General features: G+C 43.9%; 8 protein-coding genes and 1 pseudogene. 6 read left to right on the plus strand and 3 right to left on the minus strand.

Going from position 1 to position 13,302, the window contains the following annotated elements; translation table 11 throughout:
* The first annotated feature begins 124 nt into the window (after positions 1 to 124).
* From ACQKCG_RS01340 to ACQKCG_RS01360, 5 genes and pseudogenes are all read left to right on the plus strand, one after another.
* The gene (locus tag ACQKCG_RS01340; protein ID WP_102094256.1) at positions 125 to 1,864 is read left to right on the plus strand and encodes a DUF389 domain-containing protein; all 1,740 of its coding nucleotides are present in this window, start codon (positions 125 to 127) and stop codon (positions 1,862 to 1,864) included.
* Between the two features lie 154 nt (positions 1,865 to 2,018).
* A complete protein-coding gene (gene alaS, locus ACQKCG_RS01345; RefSeq protein ID WP_102094258.1) occupies positions 2,019 to 4,691 on the plus strand; it encodes an alanine--tRNA ligase in 2,673 nt (890 codons plus the stop codon).
* A gap of 357 nt (positions 4,692 to 5,048) precedes the next feature.
* Positions 5,049 to 6,335, plus strand: coding sequence for an aspartate kinase (locus ACQKCG_RS01350; protein ID WP_057759246.1), 1,287 nt, complete (start codon positions 5,049 to 5,051; stop codon positions 6,333 to 6,335).
* A gap of 430 nt (positions 6,336 to 6,765) precedes the next feature.
* Positions 6,766 to 6,933, plus strand: a pseudogene (gene csrA, locus ACQKCG_RS01355) (carbon storage regulator CsrA); the annotation flags it as partial.
* A 179-nt stretch (positions 6,934 to 7,112) separates the two neighbouring features.
* Entirely contained in the window at positions 7,113 to 7,487 is a 375-nt protein-coding gene (locus ACQKCG_RS01360) for a HopJ type III effector protein (protein WP_057759243.1), read from the plus strand.
* Positions 7,488 to 7,611: 124 nt separating this feature from the next.
* Here ACQKCG_RS01360 and ACQKCG_RS01365 read toward each other — a convergent pair whose 3' ends face one another.
* Positions 7,612 to 7,923, minus strand: a complete 312-nt coding sequence (locus tag ACQKCG_RS01365; protein ID WP_102094259.1) for a YeaC family protein — start codon at positions 7,921 to 7,923, stop codon at positions 7,612 to 7,614.
* Positions 7,924 to 7,978: 55 nt separating this feature from the next.
* The gene (locus ACQKCG_RS01370; RefSeq protein ID WP_179798759.1) at positions 7,979 to 8,983 is read right to left on the minus strand and encodes an NAD(+) kinase; all 1,005 of its coding nucleotides are present in this window, start codon (positions 8,981 to 8,983) and stop codon (positions 7,979 to 7,981) included.
* Between the two features lie 319 nt (positions 8,984 to 9,302).
* On the opposite strand from ACQKCG_RS01370, the gene ACQKCG_RS01375 reads away from it, so the two are divergent.
* A complete protein-coding gene (locus ACQKCG_RS01375) occupies positions 9,303 to 10,025 on the plus strand; it encodes a Bax inhibitor-1/YccA family protein (RefSeq protein ID WP_057759239.1) in 723 nt (240 codons plus the stop codon).
* A gap of 119 nt (positions 10,026 to 10,144) precedes the next feature.
* Here the strand turns inward: ACQKCG_RS01375 and ACQKCG_RS01380 are convergent, their stop codons facing one another.
* Entirely contained in the window at positions 10,145 to 12,943 is a 2,799-nt protein-coding gene (locus ACQKCG_RS01380; RefSeq protein ID WP_371546754.1) for a heavy metal translocating P-type ATPase, read from the minus strand.
* Between the last annotated feature and the right edge of the window lie 359 nt (positions 12,944 to 13,302).

The raw sequence follows: 13,302 nt of genomic DNA on the forward strand, positions 1-13,302 counted from the left end.
GAAATACCAGTTCTTACTCCCACCTTCTCTCAACTCTTTTTTATATTTTCAAGAATCCCCTATATCTTTATCTATTTATCATTACAATAATGACTTTCTTTACCTACTAAGAACGCTATCTGCTATGTCCTCATCTGAAAAAAACACTGCGCCTAACTCAGTGGATCAAAATGATTCACCAATCATTATTGACGCCTCTCACAATCAAGACGCGACAATTGACCCAGTAGTTGATGATGCCGCTGTAGACAATGATGAAAGCGAAGACAATCAACACAAGCAATCGACTGATACAGATGGCGAAATAGACTCCGAAGTAGACACTGAATGTGCGCAGCCACCTGACGCTGAGATAACCATGGAAACTATCAGTGACGATGTGGTCGTAGCAACCTTAGAATCGACAGAACCTGAGTCACAATCAAATACTGAAGCGTCTGAGGTTGCAGAATCAGAGTCTATAGAAGCGAAAGAGAAGTCCGATTTCTTCCAGTCGGATACGGCAGAAACAACAGAAAAAAGTGCTCAAGATGATAGTGATGCTGAAGTAACGGTAGAAGTAGAAGACGACCCTGCTGATGACACAAATATCGCAGCACAGTCATCAGATAACAAAACAGCCAATCAACCAAAAACAAAAAACAAATCTAGTCGCGATGACGACCATCAAAATAATGACTCAGAAGATAAAAACCAAAGTAAAAACAACGATGTAGAAGATAGCGACGCTCAAAAACCTCAAGATGAAAGTGACGAAGATGAGGTTCAAGAGGAAAAAGAAGCCAAGCTTGAATCTTATAAGCAGTTTGTCGCCGAGCAGTTCAGCAATCAAAAGGTAGATTACCCAGAAGTACGGGTTAGAATCGAGGCGAACGCGCTGCCTAGCAAGATGTACTTCATCATGAACATCTTATCTGCCATCATTGCGAGTTATGGCCTAGTGACCAATTCAGCAGCCGTGGTCATTGGAGCAATGTTAGTTGCGATGATGCTAGGCCCTATTACGGGTATAGCGCTAGCAATTATCGATCACCGTATGCCACTGCTACGTAAGTCGCTTTTTACCGTTATTATCGGTGTCTCGCTGGTGGTATTGGTCGGCTTTATCGTTGGTTGGCTACATAAAGACCAACCGCTAACGGCAGAAATCCTATCACGTACCCAGCCCACCTCTATGGATTTAATGATTGCCTTAGCAGGTGGTACAGCTGGCGCGTACGCGATGGTATCTCCGCATCTCTCGGTTGCGGTTGTTGGCGTTGCGGTTGCCACAGCCTTGGTGCCACCACTGGCTGCTAGTGGTATCTTGCTCGCTAATGGCGAGATGCAGCTTGGGCTTGGTGCGCTATTATTGGCAGCGACCAACATTCTTGCTATCCAGTTTACCAATGCGCTTGTATTGTGGGTCTTAGGGTTTCGTCGTTTGGTCGATGACGATTATAAATCCAATACCTATTTGACTTTTTTGCAGCGTAACGCCGTGACTTTATTACTACTTGGTGGCTTAGGTGCCTACTTAACCATCAACCTACAGACCAATGCCAAGCAGCAAGTGTTTGAGAGTAATGTCAAAGAAACCATTAACAACTACTTTATCGACCAAGGCAATGTATTAACCAATACGCAATTTGATACCTCAGAAGAAAATCAAGTAGTGCGGGCAATCGTACGTGGAGAGACTTTGCCGAGCTCATATGACGTACGCCAGATTGAGACACTCATTACTAATGATATGGCAGAGAATTTCCCAGAGTACTTGCCAATTAAGCTCCAACTACGTTATTTGCCTGTGCAAGTAATCGAGTCCAATCCAACGACGCAAGACAAATTGGATGAAACGGATGCGGCAATTTTGACCAATTAATCTTAATACTCTATAAATTAGGCGATGACTAGCACACGTATAATAACCTAGTAGTTATAACTCTTGTACCAAGAGCTTGGGCGTTTGTGCTAAAATCGCTTGCAAAATTATTTTATGTCATTTACTCAATTCTATCCGTCAGTAAGGAGCCGCTGTGAGCCAGCCATTTCGCTCAGCCGATATTCGCCAAGCCTTTATCGATTTTTTCATAAGCAAGCAGCACACCCAAGTTTCATCGTCTAGCTTGATTCCACACAATGATCCGACATTGCTATTTACCAATGCCGGTATGAATCAATTTAAAGAAACCTTTTTGGGTATGGAACCACGTGACTATACACGTGCGGTAACCTCGCAAAAGTGCGTACGTGCTGGCGGCAAACATAATGATTTGGATAATGTCGGCTATACCGCACGTCATCATACTTTCTTTGAAATGCTTGGTAATTTCTCGTTTGGTGATTATTTCAAGCAAGCAGGCATCGAGTACATTTGGGAGTTTTTGACCTCGGAGAAGTGGTTAGCGATTGATAAAAATCGTCTTTATGTCACTATCTATGAAACTGACGACGAAGCCTTTGAGATTTGGAATAAAAATATCGGCATTCCAAGTGAGCGCATCATTCGTATTGGTGATAACAAGGGTGCTCCTTACGCTTCTGATAACTTTTGGACAATGGGTGATACTGGTCCTTGTGGTCCTTGTACCGAAGTCTTTTATGACCATGGCGCCGACATCGAAGGCGGCTTGCCAGGTACCCCAGAAGAAGACGGCGATCGCTATATTGAGATTTGGAACTGCGTATTCATGCAGTTCAATCGTCAAAAAGACGGCACGCTATTACCACTCCCTGCACCTAGCGTCGATACAGGCATGGGGCTTGAGCGTATTAGTGCCATCATGCAAGGCGTTCATGGCAACTATGAGATCGACTTGTTTGTCCATTTGATGGACGCAGCGGCTGACATCTTAGAAATCAATAATGAGCAACAATCATCATTAAAAGTCATCGCCGACCATATTCGTGCTGTAGCATTTTTGATTGCTGATGGTGTCACGCCAAGTAACGAAGGTCGTGGCTATGTATTGCGCCGTGTCATTCGTCGCGCAGTACGTCATGGCAACAAACTTGGTGCTGATAGCGAATTCTTCTATAAAATGGTTGCGCCGCTTGTGGCTGAAATGGGCAGTGCCTATCCTGAGCTAAAAGACAAGCAGAGCGTCATCGAAAACGCCATTCAAAAAGAAGAAGCACAGTTTGCTAAAACACTGGCACAAGGCTTACGTTTACTTGCCAGCGAACTTGAAGGCTTGCAAGATGGCGATACGCTATCTGGTGAAGCGGCATTTAAGCTTTATGATACCTATGGTTTCCCACTTGATTTGACCGCCGATATCACTCGTGAGCGTGGTATTGCTATTGATGAAGCGGAATTTGATGAGCATATGCAGGCACAACGTGAGCGTGCGCGTGATGCTGGCAAGTTTGACGTCGATTACAGCAGTGTCATCCAAGTAGAAACACCAACGACATTTATCGGCTATGAGCAGCTTGAAGAAGACGGCGTGACTATTGACGCGCTTTATCAAGACGGCAACCCAGCAGACAGCTTAACAGAAGGCATGGAAGGCGTTGTGGTATTAGATCGCACCCCATTTTATGCCGAAGGTGGTGGTCAAGTTGGTGAGCTTGGTGAAATTCGTACAGCATCTGGCGTCTTTGAAGTACAAGATACCAAAAAATCTGGTCAGGCGATTATCCATTATGGTGTCGTGACCATGGGTGATATCAGTACTAAGCAGACTGCTGAAGCGCAAGTACTGTCCAGCATTCGTGCAGCCAGCGCCAAAAACCACTCAGCCACTCACCTATTGCATGCAGCGCTAAGAGAAGTGCTGGGCGACGCGGTCACGCAAAAAGGCTCACTAGTTTCAAGCGAAGTGTTACGTTTTGACTTTGCTTATGACAAACCTGTCAGCGCCGCTGAGATCATGCGTGTTGAACGTCTCGTTAATGAGCAAATTCAAGCCAACACCCCTGCCCGTATCGAGCATATGTCGATTGACGAAGCGATGAATCAAGGCGCTATGGCACTGTTTGGCGAAAAGTATGGCAGTGACGTTCGAGTCCTAACCATGGGTACAGATCGTATCGTTGATGGTCAGCGCAAGCCTTTCTCTATCGAGCTATGTGGTGGCTTGCACGTACAGCGTACTGGCGATATCGGTGTGCTAAAAATCACCAGTGAGTCTGGTATTGCTGCTGGTATCCGCCGAGTTGAAGCTGTCACTGGCATGAACGCGGTCAAAAACATTCAGCAAAGCGAGCAACAACTGAGCGAGCTCACAAGTCAGCTAAAAGTAAAACGTCCTGAAGTAGCGCAGCGTGTCCGTACGATGGCTGATAAGCAACGCGACCTAGAAAAACAACTAGAGCGCTTGCAGCAAAAAATCGCCAGCGCTCAAGCAGCCAATTTGCTTGATGATGTACAAACGATCGCCGGTACGCCAGTTCTTATCAGCACCTTAAGCGGTATCGATGGTAAATCTATCCGTACGCTGATGGACGATATCAAATCAAAACTGCCTGATAGCGTGATTGTATTAATTGGTGATAAAGATGACCAGTTAGCACTCGCAGCGAGCGTCGCAAAATCTGTTACTGCCAAAGTGAAGGCTGGTGATATTATTCGTCACTTGGCAGGTGAGCTTGGTGGTAAAGGTGGCGGTAAGCCTGACTACGCACAAGGCGGTGCACCGAAGTCTGGCAATAGTACAGCGGTTATCAGCGCTCTACCTGCTTGGATTGAAACCCAGCTTAGCTAAGCTGGCGAATATTAAACTCGCGAATATACTGGTATAGCGCGTCACAATGTACCTTATATTTATCGCATAGCTTTACTCCACTACGCATAGAATACGTGATTGGTTATAACTACTATAACCAATCGCCATACATCTAAGCGCTCCTGAGGCTTAAAGTTATGCGGCAGATATGGTATAAAGGTCAACGTTTGGGCATATTGTTCATTCCATAAGGTTGATAGATACCATTAGAAGAATGAAAGACCTAAAGGCATAACTCTTATCATCTGGCTTTATCTATACAAGCATTGACGAGCATCACATTGACTCTCATCAATGACAATAAAAAGTCATTATTGAATAAATAGGTAGATTTTTATGGCGTTAATAGTACAGAAATACGGCGGCACCTCGATGGGCAGTATCGACCGCATCAAAAACGTCGCCAAACGAGTCAAACGCTGGCATGACAATGGTCATCAAGTGGTCGTCGTGGTCTCAGCCATGAGCGGCGAAACCAACCGTTTGATTGATCTAGCTCGCCAAATTAGCACGCAACCTGATCCTCGCGAATACGATCAGATGGTCTCAACAGGTGAGCAGGTTTCTATCTCACTCCTCGCTATGGCCATTAAAGAGCTTGGTATTGGTGCCCGTTCAATGACTGGTCGCCAAGTCGCGATTAAGACCGACAACGCCCATAACAAAGCCCGTATCGAAAGCATCGATGACAAAAACATACGTGAGCAATTAGATGCTGGCAATATCGTTATTGTGGCAGGTTTCCAAGGTATCGACGAAGAAGGCAACGCGACCACATTAGGACGCGGTGGTTCTGATACCACAGGTGTGGCGATTGCCGCGGCCTTGGGCGCTGACGAGTGTCAAATTTATACCGACGTCGATGGCGTCTATACCACTGACCCTCGCGTGACCTCAAAAGCCAAAAAACTTGAAAAAATTACATTTGAAGAAATGCTTGAAATGGCAAGTCTTGGCTCTAAGATTCTACAAATTCGCTCAGTAGAATTCGCTGGTAAATATGGCGTGCCGCTACGTGTACTCTCTAGCTTTGATGAAAACACAGACGGTAGCTTTGACCAAGAATTTCAAGACAACGTGGGTACCCTAATTACGATAGACGAAGGAGACAATATGGAACAGGCAATCATCTCAGGTATCGCGTTCAATAGAGACGAAGCAAAAATCTTAGTACGCGGCGTGCCTGACCATCCTGGTATCGCCTCTGCTATCTTAAGCCCAATTGGTCGTGCCAATATCGAAATCGATATGATTGTACAAAACCTTTCGGATAACGGTACCACTGATTTTACTTTCACGGTTAACCGCACTGATTTAGATAAGACGCTAAAAGTGCTTAACGAAGAAGTAAAAGATGAAATTGGCGCCAAAGAAATATTGGGCAACAGTGAAGTCGTCAAAGTGTCATTGGTTGGTGTTGGCATGCGTTCACACGCAGGTGTCGCTAGTCTTATGTTCCAAACACTGGCTGAAAACAACATCAATATCCAAATGATTTCAACCAGCGAAATCAAAGTGTCGGTCCTAATTCAGGATCAACACTTAGAAAAAGCCGTTAAGTCATTGCACACGGCATTTGGCCTAGATCGTGAAGACGGTGAAAGCAAAATCGCTGGGCTATAAGACATAAAAACTGTTAAAATATAGCATTAGCTTTAATGGTTATCTATTAATCGCTATTAATGACTTTATACTTTATATAGTATATAGATAAACAGCATTTAAATTAATAGCGTTTGAATTAATAGTATCTAAATAAAAACAGTACTTAAATAAAATAGGATCTTTTTAGGTCCTATTTTTATTTTTTAGCATAGTTGAAATGAGCATTTACCTAATAGTTTTGTGAAAAACCGTGACAGTATCTGTTATGCCGCCTATAATGGGGCTTTCATTTGGGCTAAATGAATCTACCTATCATTACCGCTATTGGCACGATATCTGGCATCGTGATAATGGTTATATTGCATGTTTGGTGCTGCGGTGATGTTCTGCAATTGAGAAGTAATCTGATGAGTAATAATTTGTTGATGCGACATAAGGAGTGTGACGCATGTTAATTTTGACACGCCGCGTGGGCGAAACGCTAATGATTGGCGACGAAGTAAGTGTGACGGTTCTAGGCGTCAAAGGCAATCAAGTACGTATCGGTGTAAACGCACCTAAAGATATTGCAGTACACCGCGAAGAGATTTATCAACGTATTCAGCATGAGCGTTCTGTACAGTCGCAAATGCAGCATCTTGAACAAGGCAACTTTTCGCCTTCGTTTGATGACGAAGACTACTTTAATCGCTAAGCTAGCTAAATTATAATGCTGAACGCTCAACGGCTACTATCATCATTGAGCACACATAAATATTATATTGTTTTTTTAATCTGCTCTGAGGTCATTTATTTATGAGTATCCGCCAATCAGATGTATCGGCATTACTTAATGGTTTGAACAAAAAAGCCATTGGATTCAATGATGTCATCAGCTTTATCGATGATTTTTATCGCTATGCGCCTGCTCCTTTCGTAAATGGAATGGTACATAATGCAGCCGGTGAGAACGAAGGTAGCGCAAAGATTTTTGGTTTTGCTAAGCACCATGGCCTGAACCAATTGGACACGCTTAAGCTATTTGGCGAGCATTATGCCAAGGTTCAAGCAACGCCTAACGGTACCGATCATGCCAATATCCGTAATTTTTTACATTGGGGCTGGCAAGGATTTTTGATGCAAAAGAACCCGCTAACGGTTCGTCCTAGTGTCGATACGACTGCTATTTAATCGTCTATGATGATTAAGCTATTTCTGATAATTTAATTATTGATAAAGTAAAAAAGCCACGCTATATAGCGTGGCTTTTTATGATAATTGTTTTTATCACAACTATTACAACTTATTTATAAATCTATTTATCACGAAACTTAACAGGCTGTACCGCACCTTTAGGATTCGGCATATTAGGGTAGTGATGCTCGTGCTCGACATCACATTCAGCGCCAACGACAGTACCATCGTCTTTTACGGGTTTATGAATATAACCTGTACGCTCAGCTGGCGGCAGATGCTCATGTTCCCATACCATCACAGCTTGCATACAAGTCTCACGCTGCTCAGCGGTAATCTTACGACCGTCAGGCCATTTACCTAGCTCAATCGCCATACGAAATTTATCAACCACTTCGGGCGTTAGACTTGCTAGTATTGTTTGTTTATCCATCTTGCCTACTCTCCACTACCATTTTTTGCATCATATTTTGGTCTAATAGATACGCTTATTCATCGTCTATAATATCATCATCGACATCAAGACTGAATTCTTCGGCATGTACGTTCCAGTGCAGCTTTGTACGGCAGGCCTCATAAAAGTCAAACCCAGGTGGGTGCAACAAGGTAAGCTTATCAGGATGCTTACGAATATGGAGGCGCTGCTCTTGCTCAAGTGGCACGCTTGGCTTACCGTCCGCACTTACCATCGGCTGAGTACGATTGTCTTCGTGGATACGAATACAAACCTCACTATTACCGCTGACCACAATCGGTCTGCTAGATAATGTATGGGGATGCATCGGCACCAGACAAATAGCGTCCATACTCGGATGAATAATTGGACCGCCACCTGATAAGGCATAAGCAGTAGAACCAGTCGGTGTTGCTGCTATCAAGCCATCACTATGCTGTCTATAAACGTCATGTCCATCAATTTTCATCTGAAAATCAATCATATGTACGGATTTACCAGCATGCAGTACGATGTCGTTCAGCGCCATGTCTTCATGGATAATTTTGCGCCCTTCTCGTATCTCCATAGTCAATAAAAACCGATGGTCCAGTTGATAGTCCCCCATCAATACTTGGCGTAACTTAAAGGCAGCTTCATCAGGTTTTACATCTGCTAAAAATCCTAAACGACCACGGTTAACCCCTAATACAGGTACACGGTAGCGTGCTAGCGCTTCAGCCGCATGTAGTATCGAACCATCACCGCCAACAACAATAACCAAATCACAAATCTCACCAATCAAACCACGTTTGACGATTTTGACTCTTTCTATGTCTGTGAGATCAAGCGTTGGCAAATTGGCCGTTTGTACATCCATTATCAACGTCAAATTCATATCATTCACGGTTTGGGCAATCTGTACCAAGCTTTGAGTGACACTACGTTTACCAGCACGGCCCATTAGACCAATACGCCTAAAGGCGGGGTTTTTAATAGCGTGGAATAGCTCTGATTCATGTAAGTGTGGCAATCTTGCTGACTGCGCTGAGTTTTCCATAAAACGACTCGGTATAACGGTGAAGTACAAGGTAATGATAGCGATAAATGCGCGCTTAGACTAGCATGTTTATGAATTATCGTTGTTAACTGTCGTAACTGACCCCATATAAAAGCTATCGAATGTTTTACTTAGTCAGATCTGTCTGTTCAGTTTTTCAATTAGCGTATTGGGCGATACTGTAGCTCGATGCACTAGACAATGAACAGCCTGAGGTTGCACCGCAGCAGTTGTCACGCAAACACAGTTGACAATAATGGCGGTTTTGCTAAAGTAACTAACATCACTATTTTTATATTTTATTATTAAGGACTTATGTATGGCCAATCCTATTGTCAGTCGCGCAGAACTTGCGATCGGCGGTAATCCAATGACGGTCAAGGGCGTAATTCAAAAGACCAGCTTGTTACTTGGTTTATCAGCCATTACTGGTGTGGGCTTTTTCTTTTATGCGCTTATGGCAGGTTTATCGCAAGGTTTTATTACGATGGCAGCCTTTGGTAGCATGATTGCTGCGTTTGTTCTGGCTCTTTTTATTACCTTTAAGCCGCAAAAAGCCAAGACTTTGGCAGTGCCTTACGCCTTGTTAGAAGGTATCTTTTTGGGCGGCATCTCATTATTTTTCATGAGAATGTATCCAACAGTACCAGTCACTGCAATGTGTGCAACTTTCGTCACAGCTGCAGTTATGCTAGGTTTATATCGTTCAGGTTTAGTTAAGGTTACTGAAAAGTTCCGCTCTATCGTGACCTCAGCGGTTATTGCCATTATGCTTGTTTATGTAGCACAGTGGGTACTTTCTCTAGCGTTTGGTTCATCATTGCCGTTCCTATTTGAAGGTGGCGCTATCGCTATTGGCTTTAGCTTATTTGTCATCGTTATCGCTTCTTTCACCTTGCTATTAGATTTCGATAATATTGATCGCGGTGTTGCGATGGGTGTTTCTGAAGATTACGAATGGTTGTTCAGTATTGGTATTCTTGCAACCCTCGTCTGGATGTATATCGAATTTATGCGTCTGCTAAGCTATCTACAAGACTAATTGTAAGAGTAACCTAACAGTATCTCTGTATAGAAAAAACCGCCTTCCATTTGATGCAAGGCGGTTTTTTTATGGGCAAACTTTACAGACCTGTTTACATTAAATACTTTTTAAAGAGACTAAGCACGTTTTAGACGCAATGCATTTAATACAACAAACAATGAGCTGAGCGACATACCAATTGCAGCGAGCCATGGTGGCACATAGCCTAAAGCCGCTGGTATCAGGACGATACTGTTGTAAGCGAGCGCCCAACGGAAATTTTGCTTGATAATACGTTCCGTCTTATCAGAGATGCGTTTAGCCGCAGTGATGGCCTCGATCTGTCCATTTAAGATAATACTATCACTAGATACTTGTGCTAAGTCTGCCGCACCTGCAATCGAGGTCGACACATCTGCTGCGGCTAGCACTGGTGCATCGTTGATACCATCACCTACCATCAATACCACAGCACCATTAGCTTGCAACTGCTGGATATGATTGACCTTATCAGTTGGTGATAGTCCATTGTATGCTGCTTGCATACCTAAACTCTCAGCCATGACTAGCGCTTGCGGGCTTGGATCACCTGTCAACATAACAGACTCGATACCTAGTGCTTTAAGCGTATCGAGCATCGACTGCGCACTATCACGTACCTTGTCATTGAAATAAAAGCATGCCAGCGCTTGCCATTTTTTGCTATCAGTATTTTGATAAGACAATACCACTGCTGAGCTGGCTCGCTGAGCTACCAGATCAATGGTTAAATCATTACTAGCATCTATATCATTGGCGCTGTCATTTGTTTTATCTAACGCAAAGTCCTTGTGACCGATTCGATATACAGTGCCATCAATCATCGCTTCTACACCGCCTGCTGGATAATGCTGTACGGCTTGCGTCGATGGTAGATGTAACTGATAGGCTGCCGTCAGTAACGCGTGGGCAATTGGATGACGACTCCCTACTTCTAGTGCAGCTGCAATTGCCAACAGCGTATCTTTTTGCGCTGTTAATGACAAATCGTCAGTTTCGGTCTGGCTTTTTGATGTGATTAACTCGATATTTAGTAGGTTTGGTTTGCCATAAGTCAGCGTGCCAGTTTTATCAAAAGCAACATGCGTGATTTCAGCTAGCGTTTGTAATGTATGTCCACGCGTCGTCAAAAAACCATAACTTGCCAGACGATTGGTTGAGACGGTCAAGGCAATCGGCGTCGCCAATGACAATGCACATGGACAAGTAGCGACTAAGACTGCCACGGTTGCCCAAATGGCTTGGCTTGGGTCAACAATATACCAGCCGACAAATACTAAGACGGATAAAACCAAAATACGCGCGACAAACCAACGTGCCAGCTTATCTGCTTGCTGCGCCAATTTGGGTTTTTCGCTCATGGCACGATTCATCAATCGATCAATTAAGCCTATCTGACTGTCTTTTGGTAAGGCGGTGACTAGCATCTCAAACGGCTGGCTATCGTTTTGTGCACCACCAACAATATAATCGCCTTGAGATTTGATGATTAAATCACCCTCGCCCGTCAGTAGACTTTGTGACACTGTTGCAGTAGAGCTTAGCAAGATACCATCACTGATAATCTCAGAACCCGCTTCAACCAAAATGATGTCGCCCACTTGTAAACTATGAGCGGTGACCATTTGCTTTGACTCTATATCGCCTTCGGGCTGTGATTGCGTATTCGGTTGGTTACGTGACTGCTGCCATTCTTGAGCGATACGCGATGTGAGCTGATAAACATTGGCGTCCATACGCTGCATAAAGTCAGGCATCGGCTCTACTGTAGCCGACTCACCTTTAGTAGTTTCATTTTCAATAAGCTCATCTTGCTGAGACTCATTTTCTTTCAGCAGTTGTAAAATACGCTCGGCAGCTGCTTTGTCTTCAGCGACTTTTTGCACCAATACCGGCTCGACCACCACCAAATCATTAGCCATAGTCGCGGCTTTTAGACGTGCGTTATGCTCGATATAACGCCCTGCTAACAGAAAGAAGATAAACATGCTGACCGAGTCATAATACGTCTCCCCTTGCCCAGTGATGGTAGCGTAGAGACTGGCAAAGAAAGTGATAATCAATGCAAGACTGACGGGCACATCCATATTGACTTGGCGCGCACGAATTGCTGACCATGCAGAGGTGAAGAAAGGAATGCCAGCATAGAAAAATACAGGCGTACTCACAAATAAAGACACCCAACGCAAAAAGTCACGTTGGAATATCAACATGTCGCTATACTCACCAAAATAAAGCGCAACGGCATACATCATCGCTTGCATCGAACCTAGTGCAGCGATGCCGAGACGCAATAGCATTTGATTGTTATGACGTGCCAGCATGGCTTCGTGTGTATCTTGGCGATAAGGCTTGGCTTCGTAGCCGATTTCGTTGATGACCGCTAAAATACGACTGATGGGTAATTTGTTTTCATCCCAAATGACCCGCATACGTTGGTTGGTCAGATTTACCTGACATTTACCAATACCCTCTAGCTCATCGAGACGCGACTCAATCAGCCAAGTACAGGCAGCACAGCGTAAGTTATTAACCGACAGCTCTGCTACTGACATGCCATCTTGCGCGTAAACGAACTGTGATTTTATCTCGTCATGATCGTAGACCTCAAGACGCGTCAGCTGAGTTGGCAAACTTGCCGTACGATTAATTTCCGATCGGTCAAGATAATACTGCTCAAGACCAGCCTCTACTATGCTTTGGGCAGCTAACTGACAGCCCATACAACACATCTCTCGTGACTGACCTAATATCTCAGCATAAAACGGTGGCTGAGGTACGGGATCGCCGCAGTGAAAGCAGTGGTCAGCCAGCGGAAGCACTAAGCCTTCGATGATAGAAGTGTCTTCATAAGAGTGATTGGTAGCAGATGATACTGATGATGGGATACTAGACATAGTCGCGCTTACTTCCTTTGACAGGCTTGCTTAAAATGCATTCATTTAAAGCAAACTTGCTCGTATTGACTGTACTGTACGTCATGCAATAGAGCCGTTTTTAATCACATGAATATTACTACTGTTAGTAGCATAGTATTCATAACGAACGGCTAATAGCAAACCATTAGCAACAGCGAATTCATACAAAATACATCGTGAGGGCAATCGTAAATTGTTATCTTATATGGCGTTTATCTACCAGATTGAAAGTGACTGACGCTTTATTACAAGTATCGGTATTTTAATAGGGATTATACTATAAGCTATCGCTATGAGCAGTATCATCGCTCATAGTCTACGACCAATAAATGCCTGCG

The organism is Psychrobacter sp. NPDC078929 (assembly GCF_050267985.1).
Taxonomy (GTDB): Bacteria; Pseudomonadota; Gammaproteobacteria; order Pseudomonadales; family Moraxellaceae; genus Psychrobacter.

Bases quoted from the DNA above. Each gene is read 5' to 3' on its own strand.
- ACQKCG_RS01340 (WP_102094256.1), top strand. From the start codon at position 125: ATGTCCTCATCTGAAAAAAACACTGCGCCTAACTCAGTGGATCAAAAT.
- ACQKCG_RS01350 (WP_057759246.1), top strand. From the start codon at position 5,049: ATGGCGTTAATAGTACAGAAATACGGCGGCACCTCGATGGGCAGTATC.
- ACQKCG_RS01360 (WP_057759243.1), top strand. From the start codon at position 7,113: ATGAGTATCCGCCAATCAGATGTATCGGCATTACTTAATGGTTTGAAC.
- ACQKCG_RS01365 (WP_102094259.1), bottom strand. From the start codon at position 7,923: ATGGATAAACAAACAATACTAGCAAGTCTAACGCCCGAAGTGGTTGAT.
- ACQKCG_RS01370 (WP_179798759.1), bottom strand. From the start codon at position 8,983: ATGGAAAACTCAGCGCAGTCAGCAAGATTGCCACACTTACATGAATCA.
- ACQKCG_RS01375 (WP_057759239.1), top strand. From the start codon at position 9,303: ATGGCCAATCCTATTGTCAGTCGCGCAGAACTTGCGATCGGCGGTAAT.
- ACQKCG_RS01380 (WP_371546754.1), bottom strand. From the start codon at position 12,943: ATGTCTAGTATCCCATCATCAGTATCATCTGCTACCAATCACTCTTAT.